This is a genomic window from Streptomyces sp. NPDC006309, assembly GCF_040613095.1.
In the GTDB taxonomy this organism is placed as follows: domain Bacteria; phylum Actinomycetota; class Actinomycetes; order Streptomycetales; family Streptomycetaceae; genus Streptomyces.
Genome location: NZ_JBEXRO010000022.1, coordinates 120,281 through 139,887 on the forward strand (window position 1 = coordinate 120,281; position 19,607 = coordinate 139,887).

23 protein-coding genes and 1 riboswitch are annotated in these 19,607 nt (G+C 72.1%); of the genes, 12 read left to right on the top strand and 11 right to left on the bottom strand.

The window, feature by feature from the left end:
* Positions 1-47: 47 nt before the first annotated feature.
* Both ABZ117_RS25845 and ABZ117_RS25850 read right to left on the bottom strand, forming a co-directional pair.
* Positions 48-269 carry a DUF397 domain-containing protein gene (locus ABZ117_RS25845; RefSeq protein WP_356824169.1) on the bottom strand — a complete coding sequence of 74 codons (222 nt, stop codon included), beginning with the start codon at positions 267-269 and terminating at the stop codon, positions 48-50.
* A 9-nt stretch (positions 270-278) separates the two neighbouring features.
* Positions 279-1,139, bottom strand: a complete 861-nt coding sequence (locus tag ABZ117_RS25850) for a helix-turn-helix transcriptional regulator (protein WP_356824170.1) — start codon at positions 1,137-1,139, stop codon at positions 279-281.
* Between the two features lie 214 nt (positions 1,140-1,353).
* Between ABZ117_RS25850 and ABZ117_RS25855 the strand changes: the two genes are divergently transcribed.
* A complete protein-coding gene (locus ABZ117_RS25855) occupies positions 1,354-1,812 on the top strand; it encodes an ATP-binding protein (RefSeq protein WP_356824171.1) in 459 nt (152 codons plus the stop codon).
* Positions 1,813-1,999: 187 nt separating this feature from the next.
* Here the strand turns inward: ABZ117_RS25855 and ABZ117_RS25860 are convergent, their stop codons facing one another.
* The 3 genes from ABZ117_RS25860 to ABZ117_RS25870 form a co-directional block, all read right to left on the bottom strand.
* Positions 2,000-2,473, bottom strand: a complete 474-nt coding sequence (locus ABZ117_RS25860; protein WP_356824172.1) for a C40 family peptidase — start codon at positions 2,471-2,473, stop codon at positions 2,000-2,002.
* Between the two features lie 2 nt (positions 2,474-2,475).
* Positions 2,476-2,613: riboswitch (cyclic di-AMP (ydaO/yuaA leader) on the bottom strand.
* 435 nt (positions 2,614-3,048) lie between these two features.
* Positions 3,049-3,354, bottom strand: coding sequence for a hypothetical protein (locus tag ABZ117_RS25865; RefSeq protein ID WP_356824195.1), 306 nt, complete (start codon positions 3,352-3,354; stop codon positions 3,049-3,051).
* Between the two features lie 8 nt (positions 3,355-3,362).
* On the bottom strand, positions 3,363-3,998 hold the full coding sequence (locus ABZ117_RS25870) for an ATP-dependent Clp protease proteolytic subunit (protein WP_356824173.1): 636 nt from the start codon (positions 3,996-3,998) through the stop codon (positions 3,363-3,365).
* A 179-nt stretch (positions 3,999-4,177) separates the two neighbouring features.
* On the opposite strand from ABZ117_RS25870, the gene ABZ117_RS25875 reads away from it, so the two are divergent.
* The 8 genes from ABZ117_RS25875 (at position 4,178) to ABZ117_RS25910 (ending at position 10,982) form a co-directional block, all read left to right on the top strand.
* Positions 4,178-4,456, top strand: coding sequence for a type II toxin-antitoxin system Phd/YefM family antitoxin (locus tag ABZ117_RS25875; protein WP_356824174.1), 279 nt, complete (start codon positions 4,178-4,180; stop codon positions 4,454-4,456).
* 239 nt (positions 4,457-4,695) lie between these two features.
* A complete protein-coding gene (locus tag ABZ117_RS25880) occupies positions 4,696-4,998 on the top strand; it encodes an urease subunit gamma (protein ID WP_356824175.1) in 303 nt (100 codons plus the stop codon).
* Between the two features lie 12 nt (positions 4,999-5,010).
* Entirely contained in the window at positions 5,011-5,322 is a 312-nt protein-coding gene (locus ABZ117_RS25885) for an urease subunit beta (RefSeq protein ID WP_356824176.1), read from the top strand.
* Positions 5,315-7,036, top strand: a complete 1,722-nt coding sequence (locus ABZ117_RS25890) for an urease subunit alpha (protein ID WP_356824177.1) — start codon at positions 5,315-5,317, stop codon at positions 7,034-7,036. Before ABZ117_RS25885 ends, ABZ117_RS25890 begins: the two co-directional genes overlap by 8 nt.
* Positions 7,036-7,710 carry an urease accessory UreF family protein gene (locus ABZ117_RS25895; RefSeq protein WP_356824178.1) on the top strand — a complete coding sequence of 225 codons (675 nt, stop codon included), beginning with the start codon at positions 7,036-7,038 and terminating at the stop codon, positions 7,708-7,710. Before ABZ117_RS25890 ends, ABZ117_RS25895 begins: the two co-directional genes overlap by 1 nt.
* A gap of 73 nt (positions 7,711-7,783) precedes the next feature.
* Positions 7,784-8,461: an urease accessory protein UreG gene (gene ureG / locus ABZ117_RS25900; RefSeq protein WP_356824179.1), complete on the top strand. Its 678-nt coding sequence runs from the start codon at positions 7,784-7,786 to the stop codon at positions 8,459-8,461.
* Complete coding sequence (locus ABZ117_RS25905; RefSeq protein ID WP_356824196.1) at positions 8,458-9,246, top strand: urease accessory protein UreD; 789 nt, start codon at positions 8,458-8,460, stop codon at positions 9,244-9,246. Before ureG ends, ABZ117_RS25905 begins: the two co-directional genes overlap by 4 nt.
* A gap of 140 nt (positions 9,247-9,386) precedes the next feature.
* Complete coding sequence (locus tag ABZ117_RS25910; RefSeq protein ID WP_356824180.1) at positions 9,387-10,982, top strand: alpha/beta hydrolase; 1,596 nt, start codon at positions 9,387-9,389, stop codon at positions 10,980-10,982.
* 75 nt (positions 10,983-11,057) lie between these two features.
* On the opposite strand, the gene ABZ117_RS25915 is transcribed toward ABZ117_RS25910, so the two are convergent.
* From ABZ117_RS25915 to ABZ117_RS25935, 5 genes are all read right to left on the bottom strand, one after another.
* Positions 11,058-11,777: a lysophospholipid acyltransferase family protein gene (locus tag ABZ117_RS25915; RefSeq protein WP_356824181.1), complete on the bottom strand. Its 720-nt coding sequence runs from the start codon at positions 11,775-11,777 to the stop codon at positions 11,058-11,060.
* A 127-nt stretch (positions 11,778-11,904) separates the two neighbouring features.
* Positions 11,905-12,687 (bottom strand): ABC transporter permease, encoded by a 783-nt coding sequence (locus ABZ117_RS25920; protein ID WP_356824182.1) that lies wholly within the window; start codon positions 12,685-12,687, stop codon positions 11,905-11,907.
* The gene (locus ABZ117_RS25925) at positions 12,684-13,682 is read right to left on the bottom strand and encodes an ATP-binding cassette domain-containing protein (RefSeq protein ID WP_356824197.1); all 999 of its coding nucleotides are present in this window, start codon (positions 13,680-13,682) and stop codon (positions 12,684-12,686) included. The genes ABZ117_RS25920 and ABZ117_RS25925 overlap by 4 nt, the downstream gene beginning before the upstream one ends.
* A gap of 79 nt (positions 13,683-13,761) precedes the next feature.
* Positions 13,762-14,607 (bottom strand): DUF4097 family beta strand repeat-containing protein, encoded by an 846-nt coding sequence (locus ABZ117_RS25930; protein WP_356824183.1) that lies wholly within the window; start codon positions 14,605-14,607, stop codon positions 13,762-13,764.
* An 88-nt stretch (positions 14,608-14,695) separates the two neighbouring features.
* Positions 14,696-15,214 carry a toxin-antitoxin system HicB family antitoxin gene (locus ABZ117_RS25935; RefSeq protein ID WP_356824184.1) on the bottom strand — a complete coding sequence of 173 codons (519 nt, stop codon included), beginning with the start codon at positions 15,212-15,214 and terminating at the stop codon, positions 14,696-14,698.
* A gap of 626 nt (positions 15,215-15,840) precedes the next feature.
* On the opposite strand from ABZ117_RS25935, the gene ABZ117_RS25940 reads away from it, so the two are divergent.
* Entirely contained in the window at positions 15,841-16,185 is a 345-nt protein-coding gene (locus tag ABZ117_RS25940) for a helix-turn-helix domain-containing protein (protein WP_356824185.1), read from the top strand.
* Between the two features lie 67 nt (positions 16,186-16,252).
* Here the strand turns inward: ABZ117_RS25940 and ABZ117_RS25945 are convergent, their stop codons facing one another.
* Positions 16,253-17,965 (bottom strand): SpoIIE family protein phosphatase, encoded by a 1,713-nt coding sequence (locus ABZ117_RS25945; RefSeq protein ID WP_356824186.1) that lies wholly within the window; start codon positions 17,963-17,965, stop codon positions 16,253-16,255.
* A 355-nt stretch (positions 17,966-18,320) separates the two neighbouring features.
* Here ABZ117_RS25945 and ABZ117_RS25950 point away from each other — a divergent pair, with 355 nt between their 5' ends.
* Both ABZ117_RS25950 and ABZ117_RS25955 read left to right on the top strand, forming a co-directional pair.
* The gene (locus ABZ117_RS25950; protein ID WP_356824187.1) at positions 18,321-18,734 is read left to right on the top strand and encodes a DUF6153 family protein; all 414 of its coding nucleotides are present in this window, start codon (positions 18,321-18,323) and stop codon (positions 18,732-18,734) included.
* A 92-nt stretch (positions 18,735-18,826) separates the two neighbouring features.
* A complete protein-coding gene (locus tag ABZ117_RS25955) occupies positions 18,827-19,480 on the top strand; it encodes a DUF305 domain-containing protein (protein ID WP_356824188.1) in 654 nt (217 codons plus the stop codon).
* Positions 19,481-19,607: the final 127 nt, after the last annotated feature.

Here is a 19,607-nt window from a genome sequence, read left to right on the forward strand (position 1 = left end):
ACGGCCGTGTGTCACCGGATGACGATGAAAGAAATGACCGGTTCTGATCAGAGCGCGGTGATGAATTCGGACCAGCTGCCGGCGGAGAAGAGCAGCGCCGGTCCGGCCGGGGTCTTGGAGTCACGCACGGCGAGCAGCCCGGCTCCGGGGCCGGAGCGCGGCCGGGCCGTCTCCACGCAGTTGTTGGCGCCCGTGCTGTAACTGCTGCGCAGCCAGCGCGCGTCGGGCAGGTCGGTACTGGCAGGGATGTTCCGAGGCGGTGCGGGCATGGTGCCTCCTTACGCGCCGTCACCTATTGCGGCGATGTAGTCCAACGAGTCCTCGGGGGAAAGGGCGTGGAACTGAAGGGTCTGGAAGGCCTCGGTGTAGGCCACCAGGTCTTCTTTCCGTTCCAGGTAGAGGCTACTCGTCAACTGGTCGAGAACGACTACATCCAGATCGGAAGTGCTCGGAAATGAGAAGATAACGAAAGGCCCGGTGAGGCCGATATGCGCCCCGGCACTGAAGGGCAGGATCTGGAGCCGTACCTGGGGCAGCGAGGCGGCCTCCATCAGCCGCTCCAGCTGACGGGACATCACCGCGCGACCGCCGACCTCCCGGCGCAGCACCGCCTCGTCCAGTACGGCGCTCAGCGCCGGCGGCGGGTCCGCGCGTAACACGTCCTGCCTGGCCAGACGCACCTCCACCAGGGTGTCCAGCCGGTCCTCGTCCAGGTCCTTGACGGCCGCCCGGGTCACCGCGCGGGCGTACTCGGCCGTCTGGAGCAGGCCCGGCACGACCGTGGTCTCCAGGGTGCGCATGGCGCTCGCCTGCGACTCCAGGCTGATGAAATCGCGGTAGGTGGGCGGGAGTTCCCCGCGGTAGGCGTGCCACCAGCGGTTCCGGCCGCCCGCGTCCTGCGACCCCGCCAGCATCAGCAGCAACTCGCGCAGGTGTCCGTCGTGGACGCCGTAGGCGTCCAGCAGTAACCGCAGATCGGCCGGTTTCACACCACTGGCCCCGGTCTCGATCCGGCTCACTTTCGACTGGTGCCAGCCGACGAGCCGGGCCGCCTCACCGCTGGTGAATCCGGCGCCGGTACGCAGCCTGCGCAGTTCGGCGCCCAGTTTGCGACGGCGCACTGCCGGACCGTTCTGCATGGGCTCCTCCTTACTCCTTCCGGGCCGCCCACATACGGTTTCGCAGCGCAGGGTTCACCGCTTCGAGCGACAGATATATGCATATCCCGGTGGATCGCTCCCCCTGACCGACCCGTTGATGGCAGTCTGGCGAACAAGCACCAGTTCCGGGACCGTACTCGAAGCATTCGCTGTATGTCGGACCGCGGTCCCGCGGGAAAGGGACGACGTCGCCATGGCAGACCATCTGGAAGCATCCGTCACTCTGCCGAGCGATCCCGCCTCGGTCTCCGCCGCCCGCTCCTACGTCGTGGGCACCCTCGTGGAGTGGGGTCTGCCCTCGGACACCGAAACGGCCGACACCGTGCGGCTGATCGTCTCGGAGCTGGCCACCAACGCCGTGCAGCACACCCTCGGCCAGTCACCCACCTTCACGGTCGACATCGCACTGGACCGTGACGAACACCTGCGCATCGGTGTCACGGACAGTCATCCCCGCTTCCCGAAGAGACTGCCCGCCGCCGTGCAGCAGGACAACGGCCGCGGCATGGTCATCATCCGCTGGCTCACCGCGGAGCACGGCGGCAGGCTCCGCGTCCGCCCCACCCGTGAGGGCGGCAAGACGGTCTGTATCGAACTCCCCTGGACGCTGCCGGCCGCCCCGTTACCGGCAGGCGGGCCGCAGGAGCCCTGAGCGGCATGGCCGCCCGGCCGGCTCCGCCGCGGGACGTGTCGGCCCCGGGCCGCCCGTGGTGACGGGCGGCCCGGGGCGGCGCTACGGCGCTCGGAGCGGGCCCAACGCTCGGAGCGGGCCCGGCGCCCGGAGCCGGCCGTTCACCGTGGCGGGGGCCGGGGCCGGGCGCTCTCGCTCCGCGGCCGGGTCAGCTGACCCGGCCGTACCAGACGCTCCTGGTCCAGATCTTCTGAAGCCTCACCACGTCACCGGTCCTCGGGGCGTGCCAGATCTTTCCGTGGCCCGCGTAGATGCCGACGTGGTACACGCTGGAACCCGAGTGGAAGAACACCAGGTCACCCGCCTTGCGGCTGCGGGCGGAGATGTGGTGGGTCTTGTTGTACTGCTGCGCTGCGGTGCGCGGCAGCTTCTTGCCCACCTTCTTGAAGGAGTAGAAAGTCAGCCCCGAGCAGTCGAACCTGCGCGGACCTGTGGCGCCCCACTTGTACGGCGCACCCTTCTTGGAGGCCGCGACCTTGAGTGCCTTCGTCGCCATCGTGGCGGCGGACGCGTCGGTGGCGAGGCCGGGCACGGCGATCGAGCCGCCCACGGCGGCGAGGGTGAGGGCCGAGGCGGTGCCGGCCCTGGCCATCAGTGACGGGACACGATTGAGCGCAGTCATGCGCAACCCTTCGTCAGCCGCCTGTGAAGGATGACCTGTCGGATTCGGGCTGGCGAAGTTGCCCGGCCGTGTCGCCACGGCTTCACCCCAAGGGCGGCTCGGAACCCCGCCCGTCCGCGTCGAGCAGACGAACATGTGTTCCGGCGACCCGTCTTGCCTGGGTCCTCCACTCCTGCCGATCCACTCCTGTCGACCGGTCATCCGGGCGGCGGCAGGACTCGGCGTCCGCCCGGATCGCCCCGCCGCGGTGGCGGGGTCTTGTCGTCAGTCAGGGATCTTGACCTACAACTGTCGGAAAATCCCAACGGAATCGGGGCTTTGTGGTGTTACTCACCACTCACCCGTTCGGGTGGACATCGCTGTGTTCGAGTCATCGTCAGGACCCGTGCGTAGCCCCCGACCTGGGGCTAAACGCTCTCCGCCGCACACCCGACCCACATGCCGCACAAGTCGGGAAGCCCGAAAATCATTCCGGATGTCCACCGGACGGGCGTACCTCGTTCGGACCGTTTCGAGCCCGGCGCGAACGGAAAGCGTCGACACGGGGACTTCGGACGGCCGGCCGGGTGTCCGCCTCAGCCGACGGCATCGGGCGGGAGCGCGACGCGAGCGGTACGGCGCTCACCGTCCAGCACGCGCAAGGCCCGTGCCAGCGTGTCCCCGTGCAGCTCCGTCTCGCCCCGCTCGTGCATCACCTCGAGCGCGTCCCGGAGCTCTGCCGCCTTGCGCACCAGGGCCTGGGCCGCGCGCAGCCCGCGGTACGTGTCTCCGTGCCGGGCCGGATTGACGCGGCCCAGCAGGTCGGCCGCCTCCAGGTAACGGTCGATCAGGTCGCCCTCGGCGCGGGTCAGCGCGGGCAGCGGCGGCAGCTCCGGCGGCATCGGGGGGCTCACCTCGCGTCCGGTGCGCCGGGCGCGTTCCGGCGGCTGGGCACGATGTGATCCACCAGGCCGTAGGCGAGGGCCCCGGGGGCGTCCAGGAACAGGTCCCGCGCCAGATCCTCGTGCACCTGCCCGGCCGTGCGCCCCGTGTGCCGGACGAGCATCTCCGCCAGCAGTGCGCGGACCCGGGCCAGCTCCTCGGCCTCGATGAGGAGATCGCTGGGCCGGCCGCGCACCGGCTCGGGCAGTCCGGGCTGTTCGATCAGCATGCGCGCGCCGGGCAGTGCGGACCGCTTGCCCGGGGCGCCGGCCGCGAGCAGCACCGCGGCGGTGGAGGAGGCCTGTCCCAGGCAGTACGTCGCCACGTCGCAGCTGATGTAGCGCATGGTGTCGTAGATCGTGGTCATGGCGTGGAAGGGGCCGCCCGGCGAGTTGATGTACAGCGTGATGTCCCGGTCAGGGGCCGCGTGTTCGAGGTACATGAGCTGGGCCGTCACGTCGCTCGCGGCGGTGTCGTCGACCGGGGTGCCGAGGAGGACGATCCGGGACTCGAAGAGCTTGCCGTACGGGTCGAGGGTGCGGGCGCCGCTGCCCGTGCGCTCGGTGAACTCGGGCAGGACCTGGCGGGCGAACGGTCGGGACATGGGCACACCCCTCTCACGCGGACCGGCTCCGGTCCGCTCTCCGTAAAAAATGTACAGGACGTACAGAGCGAGGGAGGTGTGCGCCGGTGGACACGTCACCCGCCGTGGCGGGGTCCGGGGCGGCGGACCTCTGCTGCCGGACCGGCCGGCCCCGCGGGGATGCCCCGTAAGCTGGTGGTATGGCCTACGAGATTCCGGTGACGCAAGCCAGGGCTGAACTCGCCGACCTGATCAACCGGGTCGTGTACGGCGGTGAGCGTGTCGTCGTGACGCGGCACGGCAAGCCCCTGGTCGCCCTGGTCTCGGCCGCCGACCTGGAGCGCCTCGACGCCCTCGACGAGGCGGACGGGGAGCAGATCGTCAGTTCGGTGTCGCTCGTGCGCGAGAGCGGGCCGGGCGGGCGCGAGCAGCAGCGGTTCGGGATAGCGGCCGAGCACCGGGGGCCGGGCGCGTCGTGAGGCGTGCCGCCGGGCGGGCCGGTATGGCGAAGCCCATCGCGCGGTCATACGACGATCAAAGCCTGGTTAACGTCGTTGAAACTCCGGCGTTCTAGCCTGCCGCTCCACGCCACCAGGGGTTTTTCTGCCCGGGATTGACGACGATCCGGGGATTTGTCTGTGTGTTACACCTATCCCCGTCGTGGTGGCTGCGGCAACCGGACCCCGCACGGTCCGGAGCAAGGACTGTGAGGTGGGACGTGCAACTGACCCCGCACGAGCAAGAGAGGCTGCTGATCCATGTGGCGGCCGACGTGGCCGAGAAGCGCAGGGCCCGCGGGCTCCGGCTCAACCACCCGGAAGCGGTCGCCCTCATCACGTCGCACATCCTGGAGGGCGCCCGGGACGGCCGTACCGTCGCCGAGCTGATGTCCTCCGGCCGCAAGCTCCTGAGCAGGGACGACGTAATGGACGGGGTCGCCGAGATGATCCACGACGTCCAGGTCGAGGCCACCTTCCCCGACGGCACCAAGCTCGTCACCGTGCACGAGCCGATCTTCTGAAGGGGCGCCGCGATGATTCCCGGAGAGATCCTGTTCGCGGACGGCCCCGTCGTCGTCAACGAGGGCCGCGAGGCCACCCGCCTGACCGTCCTCAACGCCGCCGACCGGCCGGTCCAGGTCGGCTCGCACTACCACTTCGCCGAGGCCAACCCCGGCCTGGACTTCGACCGTGCCGCCGCGCGCGGCAGGCGGCTGAACGTCGCCGCCGGCACCGCCGTGCGCTTCGAGCCCGGCATCCCCGTCGAGGTCGAACTCGTCCCCCTCGCCGGCGCCCGGATCGTGCCCGGCCTGCGCGGCGAGACCGGAGGCGCGCTCGATGCCTGAGATCTCCCGTGGCGCCTACGCCGACCTGTTCGGGCCCACCACCGGCGACCGCATCCGGCTCGCCGACACCGACCTCCTGATCGAGATCGAGGAGGACCGCTCCCGCGGCCCCGGCGGCTCCGGGGACGAGGCGGTCTTCGGCGGCGGCAAGGTCATCCGCGAGTCCATGGGCCAGTCCCGCGCCACCCGGGCCGAGGGCACCCCCGACACCGTGATCACCGGCGCCGTCGTCGTCGACCACTGGGGCGTCGTCAAGGCCGACGTCGGCATCCGCGACGGCCGGATCACCGCCCTCGGCAAGGCCGGCAACCCGGACACCATGGACGGCGTCCACCCCGACCTCGTCATCGGCCCCGAGACCGAGATCATCGCGGGCAACGGACGCATCCTCACCGCCGGTGCCATCGACGCCCACGTCCACTTCATCTGCCCCCAGGTCGCCGACGAGGCGCTGGCCTCCGGCATCACCACCCTGGTCGGCGGCGGCACCGGCCCCGCCGAGGGCTCCAAGGCGACCACCGTGACGCCCGGCCCCTGGCACCTGGCCCGCATGCTGGAGGCGATGGAGGCCTACCCGGTCAACGTCGGGTTCCTCGGCAAGGGGAACACCGTCAGCCACGAGGCGATGCTCTCCCAGATCCGCGGCGGCGCCGTCGGCCTGAAGCTGCACGAGGACTGGGGGTCCACCCCGGCCGTCATCGACGCCGCGCTCACCGTGGCCGACCGCACCGGCATCCAGGTCGCCATCCACACCGACACCCTGAACGAGGCCGGGTTCGTCGGCGACACCCTCGCCGCGATCGCGGGCCGGGGCATCCACTCGTACCACACCGAGGGCGCCGGCGGCGGCCACGCACCCGACATCATGACGGTGGTCTCCCAGCCCAACGTCCTGCCCAGCTCCACGAATCCGACCCGGCCCTTCACCGTCAACACGACCGAGGAACACCTCGACATGCTGATGGTGTGCCACCACCTCAACCCGGCCGTCCCCGAGGACCTGGCGTTCGCCGAGTCCCGGATCCGCCCCTCCACCATCGGCGCGGAGGACATCCTCCACGACCTCGGCGCGATCTCCGTCATCTCCTCCGACTCCCAGGCCATGGGGCGGGTGGGCGAGGTCGTCCTGCGCACCTGGCAGACCGCCCATGTCATGAAGCGGCGGCGGGGCGCACTGCCCGGCGACGGACGCGCCGACAACCACCGCGTCCGGCGCTATGTCGCCAAGTACACCATCAACCCGGCGCTCGCCCAGGGCCTCGGCAGCCGGATCGGCTCCGTGGAGACCGGCAAGCTCGCCGACCTGGTGCTGTGGGAGCCCGCGTTCTTCGGGGTCAAGCCGCTCCTCGTGCTCAAGGGCGGACAGATCGCCTACGCGCAGATGGGCGACGCCAACGCCTCCATCCCGACCCCGCAGCCGATCCTGCCCCGGCCGATGTACGGCGCCATCGGCAGGGCCCCGGCCGCCAACTCCGTCAACTTCGTGGCCGGCCTCGCGATCGAGGACGGGCTGCCGGAACGGCTGGGGCTGGGCAAGCGGTTCGTGGCGATCGACTCCACGCGTGCGGTCACCAAGGCCGACATGCGGGAGAACGACGCCCTGCCCGACGTCCGTATCGACCCCGACAGCTTCGCCGTGCGCATCGACGGGGAACTGGTCGAGGCCGAACCGGCCGTCGAACTGCCCATGGCCCAGCGTTACTTCCTCTTCTGATGTCCAGGGCCGCACTGCTCGTCCTGGCCGACGGCCGCTTCCCCGCCGGGGGCCACGCGCATTCCGGTGGGGCGGAGGCCGCCGTCAGGGCGGGCCGCATCATCGACGCCGCGAGCCTGGAGGACTTCTGCCGGGGCCGGCTGCACACCGCCGGGCTGGTCGCGGGAGCGCTCGCGGCGGCCGCCGTACTCGGCGCGGAGCCGGAGGAGCTGGACGCCGCGGCGGACGCCCGAACGCCGTCGCCCGCCCTGCGCAGCGCCGCCCGCCGGCTCGGGCGCCAGTTGCTGCGCGCCACACGGGCGAGCTGGCCGTGCGGTGAACTCGACGCACTGGCCCGGCGGTTCCCGAAGGGAGCGCACCAGCCGGTGGTCCTCGGTGTCGCCGCGCGGGCGGCCGGACTGGGCCCGGACGACGCGGCGTACTGCGCGGCGTACGAGAGCGTGAGCGGGCCGGCGACGGCCACCGTGCGTCTGCTCGGTCTCGACCCGTTCGACGCGACCGGTGTGCTGGCCCGGCTGGCGCCGGAGCTCGACCGCGTCGCGGACCGGGCCGTGACGGCGGCCCGGCGGGTGGCCGACGACGGTGTCGACGCCCTGCCGGCCGCCTCCGGACCCCTGCTGGAGGTCGCCGCCGAATGGCACGCGGCCTGGCCGGTACGGCTGTTCGCGTCCTGAAAGCCCCCAGTTCTCGTTGTCCCGCCACCCCGGACGGGCCGGGCGGACCCCCCTTGTCCCACAGGAGCCGCACATGCACCTCGACCACACCCACGACGGCCCGGCCGCCCTCAGCGCCGACGCCCGCCGCCCCGACGGACGGCGCCGCGCCCTGCGCATCGGACTCGGCGGCCCCGTCGGATCCGGCAAGACCGCCACCGTCGCCGCGCTCTGCCGGGAGCTGCGCGACGAACTGTCCCTCGCCGTCGTCACCAACGACATCTACACCCGCGAGGACGCCGAGTTCCTGCTCCGGGAGGCCGTGCTGCCGCCCGAGCGGATCACCGCCGTGGAGACGGGCGCCTGCCCGCACACCGCGATCCGCGACGACATCTCCGCCAACCTGGAGGCCGTGGAGGACCTGGAGGACGCCGTCGGTCCGCTGGACCTGATCCTCGTCGAGTCCGGCGGTGACAACCTCACCGCGACCTTCTCCAAGGGGCTCGTGGACGCCCAGGTGTTCGTCATCGACGTCGCCGGCGGCGACGACATCCCGCGCAAGGGCGGGCCCGGCGTCACCACCGCCGACCTCCTCGTCGTCAACAAGACGGACCTCGCCCCGTACGTCGGCTCCGACCTCACCCGGATGGCCGCCGACGCCGAGGCGCAGCGGGCCGGACTGCCGGTCGTGTTCCAGTCGTTGCGCGGCGGGACCGGCGTCGCCGACGTCGCCGCGTGGGTCCGCGAGCGGCTCGCCGCGTGGCCGGCGTGAGACTCGCCGGCGTCCGGGCGAGCGCCCGCGTCGTCGCCCGGGCCGACGGCCGCGGCGGTACGGCCCTGCCCGTCCTGGACGGCGAGGGCCCGCTGGCGCTGCGCCGCACCCGGGCGGCCGGACCCGGGGCGCGGGTCATGGTCGTCGGTGCGATGAGCGGTCCGCTCGGCGGCGACCGCTTCACGCTGGCCGCGCGGGTGGAGCAGGGCGCCCGGCTGCACGTCGGCTCGGCCGCCGCCACGATCGCGCTGCCCGGACAGACCGGGGACGAAGCCCGCTACGACGTACGGCTCGACGTGGCCGACGGCGGCGAACTGCGTTGGCTGCCCGAGCAGTTGATTTCGGCCGAGGGCAGCGACCTGTACGTCACCACCCGGGCCGAGGTGGGCGCCGGCGCCCGGCTCGTGCTGCGCGAGGAGCAGGTGCTCGGGCGGGCCGGGGAGCAGCCCGGGCGGCTCACCAGCAGACTGACCGTGCGGGTCGCGGGCCGTACGGTGCTGGATCAGGAGCTGGCCTGCGGGCCCGGCGCGCCCGGCGGCTGGGACGGGCCGGCCGTGCTCGCCGGACACCGGGCGGTCGGTCAACTCGTAGTGGTGCGGCCGGAGTTCGCCGACGAGCCACCGGTCGCCCGCATGCTGGGGGAGTGCGCCGCGCTGGTGCCGCTCGCCGGGCCCGCCGTGCTCGTCAGCGCGGTCGCCCCCGACGCGCTGCGGCTGCGGCGGCTGCTGGACGCGGAGTTGGACCGGCTGGACGGCCTGGACGGGCCGGACGGACTCGGCCGGTGAACAGGGCCCCGCTCAGCGAGACTTGATCATCCGGTTATCGGATTGGTAAAGATGGGCGGCAACCCCTGTTCTCGGCGGGCTCACAACCGAGAGGATCCCCGCCTGACCATTCGCAGCAAGGTAACGGGGAGGGGCCCCCTTTGAGGGAGAACAGACCGAAGAGCCGCCTGTTGGCGTTCGGTTCCGCCGGAGTACTCGTCACCGCCACCCTGATCGCCGGGGCGGTGTCGGCCCCCACGGCCGGTGCCGTCTCCCGGCCCGGCCCGGACCGGGAGGCCAGGGGTGCCGCGACGGCCGCCGCCCGCGCCGCCCGGGCCGGCATCGACTGGCAGGACTGCCCCACCGGCTGGGGGCTGGCCAAGCCCATCCAGTGCGGCTGGGTCGGCGTGCCGCTCGACTACGCCCACCCCTACGGCAAGCAGATCAAGCTCGCCGTGGACCGCATCGGCAACACCGGCACCCCGCAGGAGCGCCAGGGCGCCCTCGTCTACAACCCGGGCGGCCCCGGCGGCTCCGGCCTGCGCTTCCCGGCCCGGGTCACCAACAAGAACGCCGTCTGGGCGAACGTCGCCAAGGCCTACGACTTCGTCGGCTTCGACCCGCGCGGCGTCGGCCACTCGGTGCCCATCTCCTGCGTGGACCCGCAGGAGTTCGTCAAGGCGCCCAAGGCCGACCCGGTGCCGGACAGCGAGGCCGACAAGAGCGCGCAGCGCAAGCTGGCCCGCGAGTACGCGGAGGGCTGCGGCGAGCGCAGCGGCGCGATGCTGCCGCACATGACCACGCCGAACACCGCGCGCGACCTCGACGTCATCCGGGCCGCGCTGGGCGAGAAGAAGATCAACTACCTCGGTGTCTCCTACGGCACCTACCTCGGCGCCGTCTACGGCACCCTCTTCCCGGGCCACCTGCGCCGGATGATCGTGGACAGCGTCGTCGACCCCTCCCGCGAGAACATCTGGTACCAGGCCAACCTGAACCAGGACATCGCCTTCGAGGGCCGCTGGAAGGACTGGGAGGACTGGGTCGCCGCGAACGACGCCGCCTTCCATCTCGGCACCACCCGCGCCGCAGTCCAGGACAAGTGGCTCCAGCTGCGCGCCACCGCGAAGAAGAACCCCATCGGCGGGCTCGTCGGCCCGGCCGAGCTGATCTCCTTCTTCCAGAGCGCGCCGTACTACGACTCCTCGTGGGTGCCGGTCGCCACGGTGTTCGGCAAGTACGTCGCCGGTGACACCCAGGCGCTGGTCGACGCCGCCGCCCCGGACCTGTCGGACACCGCGGGCAACATCGCCTCGGAGAACTCCAACGCCGTCTACACGGCCGTCGAGTGCGCCGACGCCCACTGGCCCACCAGCTGGCACACCTGGGACCGGGACAACACCCGGCTCAACCAGGACTACCCGTTCATGACCTGGGCGAACGCCTGGATGAACCTGCCGTGCGCCACCTGGCCGGCCAAGCAGCACCACCCGCTGGAGGTCAGGACCCACCAGGGCCTGCCGAAGGTCCTGATCGTGCAGTCCACCCGGGACGCGGCCACCCCCTACCAGGGCGCCGTCGAGCTGCACCACCGCTTCAAGGGCTCCCGCCTGATCACCGAGAGGGACGCGGGCTCGCACGGCGTGACCGGCCTGGTCAACCCGTGCATCAACCAGCGCGTCGACGCCTACCTGATCGACGGCACGCTGGACGACTCGGACGTGACCTGCGCCCCGCACGCCACGCCCAAGCCGTAACCGCACCGGCACGGTGACGAGGGGCGGCCGGACCACCGGCCGCCCCTCCGTCATGCCCGGCGCCGGAAGGCCGGCTCAGCGGCGCCCGCGCGGCCCGCGCTCCCGCCCACGCCTCGCGGCCGCCTCCCCCTCCTTGACCACGGCCGCGTACTCGTCGACGTACTCCTGTCCGGACAGGGCCAGGACCGCGTACATGATCTCGTCGGTGATCGCCCGGAGCACCGCTTTTTCCTGCTCCATGCCGGCGTAGCGGGAGAAGTCCAGGGGTCGGCCGAAGCGGATGGTGACCGGGCGGATCCGGGGGACGACCCGGCCGGGCGGCTGTGCCTCGAACGTGCCGATCATCGCGCAGGGCACGACCGGGACCCCGGCCCTGAGCGCCATCACGGCCACGCCCACCTTGCCCTTGTACAGCCGGCCGTCGTGCGAGCGCGTGCCCTCCGGGTAGACGCCGAGCAACTCGCCCCTGCCCAGCACCCCCAGGCCCTCCCGGATCGCCGTCCGGCCCGCCTCCTTGCCGGAACGGTCCACCGGGATCTGCCCGGCGCCGCGGAAGAAGGACGCGGTGAGCCGGCCCTTCACGCCGGGCCCGGTGAAGTACTCCGCCTTGGCGAGGAACGTGATGCGGCGCTTGAGGATCGCCGGCATCAGGAAGTGGTCGGCGAAGGACAGATGGTTGCCGGCGATGATCGCCGCACCCGACGCGGGCACGTGCTCCAGGCCCTCGATGCGGGGACGGAAGACCAGTCTGAGCCAAGGCCCCAGCAGCACGTACTTGAGCAGGTGGTAGAACACGGCTCACTCCCAGTTCGGGTCGGGCAGCACGGACGGACGTGTGCTCACGCGTACCTGTCGTCAGGCTGCCCGTTCGCCGGGATGTGAAGCCGCCGTGTGCGCGGCCCGGCCCGTCGGCGCCGGGCGCTCAGCGCTTGGTGGTGCTGTTGAACAGGGAGCGCGACCAGACGTAGCCGAACAGGGCGATGCCGGCGCACCAGCCGAGCGAGATCCAGCCGTTCGCGCCGATCTGCGAGCCGGAGAGCAGCCCGCGCAGCGTCTCGGTCATCGGCGTGAACGGCTGGTACTCGGCGAACCAGCGCAGGCCCGGTGACATCGAGCCGGCCGGCACGAACGCGGAGCCGAGGAACGGCAGGAACTGCACCAGCAGCGGCTTGTTGCTCGCGGACTCGACGGTCTTGGAGATCAGGCCGAACGCCGCCGCCAGCCAGGTCACCGCGAAGGCGACGGCCGTGAGGAGACCGGCGGCGGCGAGCCACTCCAGGGGACTGGCGTCCGGCCGGAACCCGAGGGCGAGCGCCACCGCCACGACCAGGACGACGCTCACCATCGTCTGGATGACGCTGCCGACGACATGGCCCGTCATGAACGACGAACGCGTGATGTTCATGGTGCGGAAGCGGTTGATGATGCCCTCGGTCATGTCGGAGCAGACCGCGATCGAGGTGGACATCGCCCCGGACGCCACCCCCATGATGACGATGCCGGGCGTCAGGTACTCCAGGTAGGCGTCCCGGCCGCCGCCCATTCCCGCTCCGATCGAGTCCCCGAAGGCGTACACGAACAGCAGCAGCATCAGGATCGGCATCATGGAGGCGCCGAGCGACACGGCCGGATAGCGGAGCGCGTGCCTGAGGTTGCGCCGCAGCATCGTCATCGAGTCGTGCACGGCGTAGGTGAGGGCGCTCATCGCAGGGTCTCCTTGAGGTGCGGCGGGGTGCCGGTTCCGGTGCTGCCGTCACCGGTCAGGGCGAGGAACACGTCGTCGAGGTCGGGGGTGTGTACGGAGAGGCCGGCGGTCCGGACACCGGCGGCGTCCAGCCGGTCGAGCAGGGCGCGCAGCGAGTCGAGGCCGCCGTCGCCGGCCACGCGCAGGGTGAGGTTCTCGTCGTCGCGGGCCGCGCCGGGGAAGGCGGTGGCGGCGCGCTCGTACTCGGCGGGACCGGTGAACCGCAGCCGTACGTGGCTGCCGGGGATCTGCGCCTTGAGTTCGTCGGCGGTGCCCTCGGCGACGATCCGGCCGCCGTCGAGCACGGCGATCCGGTCGGCCAACTGGTCGGCCTCCTCCAGGTACTGGGTGGTGAGGAAGACGGTGGTGCCGCCCGCGACCAGCGAACGCACCGTGTCCCACATGGTGCGCCGGCTGCGGGGATCGAGCCCGGTCGTCGGTTCGTCCAGGAAGATCACCCGGGGGTCGCCGACCAGTGTCATGGCGAGGTCGAGCCGGCGCCGCATACCGCCGGAGAAGGTCGCGGCCCGCTTGTGGGCGACGTCCGCGATGTCGAATCGCAGGAGCAGTTCCCGGGCACGGGAGCGTCCTTCGCGCTTGCCGAGGCGCAGCAGGTCGGCCATGAGGATCAGGTTCTCCTCGGCGGTGAGCAGGTCGTCGAGCGCGGCGAACTGCCCGGTGACGCCGATCGCGGCGCGCACCCCGTCCGGCGAGGTGGCGATGTCGTGGCCCGCGACCTGGGCCCGGCCGCCGTCGGCGGCGATCAGCGTGGACAGGATCTGCACGGTGGTGGTCTTGCCGGCGCCGTTGGGTCCGAGCAGCGCGAACACGGACCCGGCCGGGATGTGCAGATCGATGCCGTCGAGCACGGTCTTGTCGCCGTACGACTTGCGCAGACCGAGGGCGGAGACGGCGGGAGGCGACTGTGGACCGTCGCCCTGCCTGGGCGTGGGCATGACAGATGAAGGCATGGAGCGCTCCCGTTCGGAGGCTGACGTGACGGTGGGGGAGTGGGCGGGTGTGCGGGGCCGGTGCTCAGGGGCGGGCGCGGCGCACGTCGATGTTGCCGTAACGGGTACGGGCGCGGACCTCGACGGTGTCCTCCGACTTCTCCGGGGTCTCGGAGGCGGTGAGCGTGTTGCGCACCTGCCCGTGGCCGGAGCTGACGTCGAGCCAGGCGGCGGTGCCCTCGCGGACACCGACCTCGATGGCGCCGTAGGACGTCTCCAACTGCACGGTGCCGCGCGCGACCTCGACGACGCGCAGGGTGCCGTGGGCGGTCGTGGCGGTGACCGAGCCCTCGGCGCGCGCGATGTCGATGTCACCGTTGGCGCCGCTCACCCGCAGCTCACCGGTCGCGGCGCCGACGGTCGTGGTGCCGTGCGAGTTCTTCAGGACGGCGGGGCCGTCGACGGTGCCGACACGCAGGCTGCCGGAGCTGGTGGCGATCTCGGCCATGCCCTCGATCCGGTCGACGGTGATCGAGCCGTGGGAGGCGGTCAGGTGGAGCGGCCCGGTCGTGTCCAGGCGGACGTCACCGGACGAGGTCTTCACGCGCACCTCGCCGAGCCGGCCCTCGCCGAGCACCTGCACCCAGGAGCCGGTCAGGTCGACGTGCGAGCCCGTGGGCAGTTCGACCGTCACGTCGACGGTGCCGGCGCGTCCGACGAGACTGCGGTTCTTGGGCGTCCTGACCGTCAGGACGCCGCCCGCGTACGTCACCTCGGTCTGGGCAGCGGCCCGCACGTCCTGGTCCCGCTTCGGGTCGCGGGGCAGCACCTCGACGACCGTGTCGGGGCGGTCGCCCGCGGCGAACCGGATGGAACCCGCGTACACATGGGCGGTGGCCGAAACCGGTTCGGGAGTCTCGAAAGAAGGCATGACTGTTCCGTCCTCTTGGGTCTTCGGATCGTCCCCGCTGGTGGGACGTGGTGTGGGTGAAGTGGGGCGGTGCGAGGGGCCGGTGCGGTCAGCGCACCCAGCCCGTGAAGCTCTGGCCGATGGTCTGGGTCTTCTCCGGCGTGCGCGGCCGCGTGCCGCTGTCCACCGCGGCCGACACGGCCCGGACCAGCCACGCGTTGACCGACAGGCCCTCGCGGCTCGCGGCCTCCTCGGCGCGGGCCTTCAGCTGGGCCGGCAGACGCAGGTTGACGCGGGCGGTGCCGCCCTCGTCGGTGTCGGCGGGCGCCTGTGCCCTGGGCTGTCCGACGGGCGCCGCGACCGCTTCCGTGGCACCGGCGTCGGTGGGGGGCGGCGTCACCACGAAGTCGGGGTCCAGTCCCCGCAGCCGTACGTCGACCGAGCCGGGGGCGAGGTCGCGGGTGACCTCGTCCATCGCGGCGGAGAGTACGTGGAGCATGGTCAGCCGGGTCGCCGACTCCAGGGGAGCGGTGAGCCGCTCGGCCAGCTCGCGGGCTTCCTTACCGCCGGCTTCGGCGGCCACCGCGAGTTCCCGGCGCAGGGCTTCGACATAGGGGGTGAGGTCCATGACGCCATCATGGTGCCAAAGTGGTGCCATGCGCAAGTCCTGATGGTGCCTCGCGTGGGGCGGATTCGTGAGCGGGACGGTGTGGCGTCAGGTGACGCTGGATGGCATCAAGTGGTGCCACGTGGTGTCAGCCGGGGGCGGCGGAAGCATTCGGCCGTATGTGCGGCAGAACTGCGGGCATGCGGCATGGAGAAAATCTGTCACGGCGGCAGTAGACATTGCCCTGCCCCTGGGCTACTGTTGTCGCCGTAGCCAAGAAGTCCACACGGGCACGGCAGAGACGAACTGCCGTGCATGCAGTTCGAGCAGTACGTGACCCGAAGGGTCGCGAGCAGTACCCGCGGTATCCAGCAGTACGAGCAGTACGGAAACAGGTAACGAAAGTAAGGAGCGGACGCCATCAGGATCGCCCGGGCGAGGAAGAAGTCCGCCCGGGTACCGCAGGCCCCGGAATGGAAGGTGGTCCCCGGTCACGCATCCGCGATCCCCGCAGCCCCGCCCTCCCAGGCGGAGCCTGTGGACAGAGAACGCCGGCGAAGTCTGCCGGTAGATGGTGTTGAAAGCTCGGGGCCCGGGTGCCGTAAGGCGCCCGGGCCCCCCGATGCGTCCCCGGGAAGAAGAGGTCTATGCCCCCTCGCAGTACCCGCGCCGTCGACAGTCTCGACGATGACGACTACCCCGCCTACACGATGGGCCGGGCCGCCGACATGCTCGGCACCACCCCCGCCTTCCTCCGCGCACTGGGCGAACACCGCCTGATCACCCCCCTGCGCTCCGAGGGCGGCCACCGCCGCTACTCCCGCTACCAGCTGCGCGTCGCCGCCCGCGCGCGCGAACTCGTCGACCAGGGCACCCCGATCGAGGCCGCCTGCCGCATCGTCATCCTCGAGGACCAGCTCGAGGAAGCTCAGCGCATCAACGAGCAGCTGCGTGCGGGGGGCGGCGGGGCCCAGTCGAAGACCCTGGTCTGACCCGGACCCCGAAGCCCGGACCCCGGCCGCCGGCAGGCGCACGCCCCCTGCCGGCGGCCGGGGCCGTTCACAGGGGCGTCCGTACGGCCAGGAAGGCGACGTCGTCCAGGCCGGGCGGGTGGACACGGCGCAGCAGCTCGTCGGTGAAGGACTCCAGGGAACGGTGGGCGAGGGCGGCGGCGTGCTGGCGCAGCCGGTCCAGGCCGTCGTCCAGGGTCTGCCCGGGCGCTTCGATCATGCCGTCCGTGTACAGCAGCAGGGTCGACCCTGGCGGCAGCTTGACCGTGGCGTCGGGGCGGGAGGCGTTGACTCCCGTCCCCAGGAGGAGTCCGTGGCCGTCGGTGAGATAGGACGCCAGGCCGTCGCGGGTGACGAGCAGGGGCGGCGGATGGCCGGCGTTGGTCCAGGACAGCACCCACTCGCCGCCGCCGTCCCGGGTCACCCGGGCCATGACGAGGGTGGCCATGGTGACGTCGGTGATGGGCATCATCGCCTCGTCCAGCCGTTCGACGATGCGGCTGGGGGGCTCCTTCTGCGACCAGGCGTAGGCGCGCAGCATGTTGCGCAGCTGGGCCATGCCGGCCGCGGCCTCCAGGTCATGGCCCACGACGTCCCCGATGACCAGGCCGGTGGCCCCGTCGGACAGGGTGAAGGCGTCGTACCAGTCGCCGCCCACGTGCGAGCCGTCGGGAGCGGGCAGGTAGCGGACGGTCATCTGGAGCCCGGGCACGCGCGGCATCTGCGGCAGCAGATGGTTCTGCATGGTCTCGGCGACCTTGCGCTGGCGCTGGTAGAGGCGGGCGTTGTCCAGGGCCAGGCCGGCCCGGCGGGCGATGTCCTCGACCAGGGGAAGGTCGGTGCCGGTGAAGTTCCCGGGCTTCTCGGCCCGGCCCAGGGTGAGCGCACCCAGGACCTCACGGGCCGTGCCTATCGGGGCGATGGCCGCGGAGTGGATGCCCGTGACGTCGAACAGGCGGCGCTGTTCCACCGCGATGCCGGAGTCCGGCGGCCCGTGGTACGTCTCCGGGCCGGCCAGGGTCGAGGCGACGCCGCGCAGGGCCCGGGACAGCGGCATCGGGGACTGCTCCGGCACGGGCGGCATCGGCCCCTGGAGATCCTCGTGATGTATCAGGCGGTCGCCGTCGGCCTGGACCACGGCGGTGCGCCACACCTCGTCGCGTTCGGTGATCAGGTCGATGACGACCCAGTCCGCCAACCGGGGCAGGACCAGGGTCACCAGCCTGCGCAGGGTCTCCTCGACCTCCAGCGTGGAGGTCAGCTGGGTGGTGGTCTCGGCCAGCAGAGCCAGTCGTTCGAGTTCGGTCAGCGTCTCCGCGGCCGGCTGCGGGCGCGCACCGGTATCCGGCAGCGGCTCGGGAGGGTGGAAGACGACGAGCGTGCCGCTCTCACCCGGGCCCGGCGTGTAGGGGCTGATCAGCCAGGAGACGGTCAGTACGGAGCCGTCGGCGTGCGCGAAGTGGTCCCTGTCGGCCTGCGCCGGACGTCCGGCGTGGAAGGCCTGCCGCATGCTGCACCGAGTGGCGGGCAGGACCTGACCCTCCGGCCCGCGGTGCAGCAGGTCATGGGCGTCATGGCCGACGAGTTCCCCGGCGGAGCGGCCCAGCAGGCGTTCGGCGCTGCTGTTGACGGCGAGGATGCGGCCCTGCTCGTCCACGACGTACGCGGCCGCCCCGATGGCCTCCAGCGCGCAGGCCGGTCCGGCGGAAGGCACTGCCCGGGTCTCTCGCTGACCGGTCCGCGTCTTCTCCGGTTCCGCCATCTCCTCGCCTCCTGGACCATCGAGGTGCCACCCCGTTCGTCGCTTCGCACTCGCGGCGCGCCGAGATCCGGCGCACGCCTGGTTGCCGTATGCCCCGTGGTGACGGGGACCCCTCCCATCATCCCGTGCTCACGGATGTCGGCATCGCCACAGCGTGACCCGGCGCACGCTCCCTCGCCCGCGCATGCTCGGCAGTACCGAGTCTCACACCCACCGGCCGGACCCGCTCGCGTGCACGGCGCCGGTACGAGCCCGGGGGCGGCCGGGTCGGCGTGGTGCGGCCGGGAGTGGGCGGCTGGGCGGCCGAGGCGTGCCTCTGCTCGCTGATCGTTCGCGGACCCGTACGATATGGCCGATGTCCCCGACGACCGGTGCCCGATCGCACGCCTCGCCCCAGCCGCGGTGGCGTGCGCTGCTCGTGCTGGCGGTGCTGGCCGGGCTGCTCGGGATGCACGCTCTGGCGCCCGGCGGGGGCATGGGGCACATGGCACACGCGGGGCAGGTCCGGGCCGTGCACGGCGCGGTCGCCGTCACCGCGCCGGACCATTGCCCGGACGGCGACGGTCACTGCGGTGGCCACCGGCCGCACCACGCCGACCCCGCCTGCGCCTCGGGCGCGGTCGACGGCGGCCCGCAGCTTCCCCCACCGGTCCCCGGCCCGGCGCACGCCGCCGCGCCGGCCACCTGCCCGCGTCCCGGTCCGGCCACCGCGCCGGAGGGCGCCCGTGCGCCGCCCGACCTGGCCGAACTCCAGCTCCTGCGCATCTAGAGGCCGCCCCGGCCGCACACCCCGCCAGGCGCGGGTGCCGCGGCCGCGTCCACGCGTGCCCGAAATCCCTCCGGAACAGCAGGAGTTCCCGTATGACCCCCCGTACGCAGACCCCCCGCGCCCTGACGCGCCGTGCCGCCGTCACCGTGGCCGCCGCGACCGCCGCCCTCCTCCTCGCCGCCTGCGGCGGGAGCGGCGGCACCGAGGGCGCCGGCGGCTCCACGCCCTCGGCCACCCCGAGTGCCTCCGCCGCCGCGCACAACGCCCAGGACGTCGCCTTCGCGCAGGGCATGATCCCGCACCACCGGCAGGCACTGGAGATGGCGGAACTCGCCGACGGCCGGGCCTCCTCGGCGCGCGTGAAGGACCTCGCCGCCCGGATCGAGAAGGCCCAGGGGCCGGAGATCCGCACCATGACCGGCTGGCTGACGTCCTGGGGCGAGCAGGTGCCCAAGGCCGGCATGGACCACTCGGGCCACTCCGGCATGAGCGGAATGAGTGGCATGTCGGCGACGCCCGGAATGATGGGCGACGACGACATGGCGGCGCTGAAGAAGGCCACCGGCAAGGAGTTCGACAGCCGGTTCCTGTCGCTGATGGTCGCGCACCACCAGGGCGCCGTCGAGATGGCCACGACCGAACGGGACAAGGGCCGCTACGGTCCCGCCCTGACCATGGCGGACGCCGTCGTGACCGCGCAGACCGCCGAGATCAAGGAGATGAGGCAGCTCCTCGGCGCCGGCTGACCGCACGGCGGGCGGGCGCCGGTGCCCTCACCGGCACACGGGCACCGAGTGCACCAGCACACTCGGGGCGGTCACGATCGCGGCGGCGACCATCACCATCCCCGCGGTCATCAGCCGCTCCCGGTAC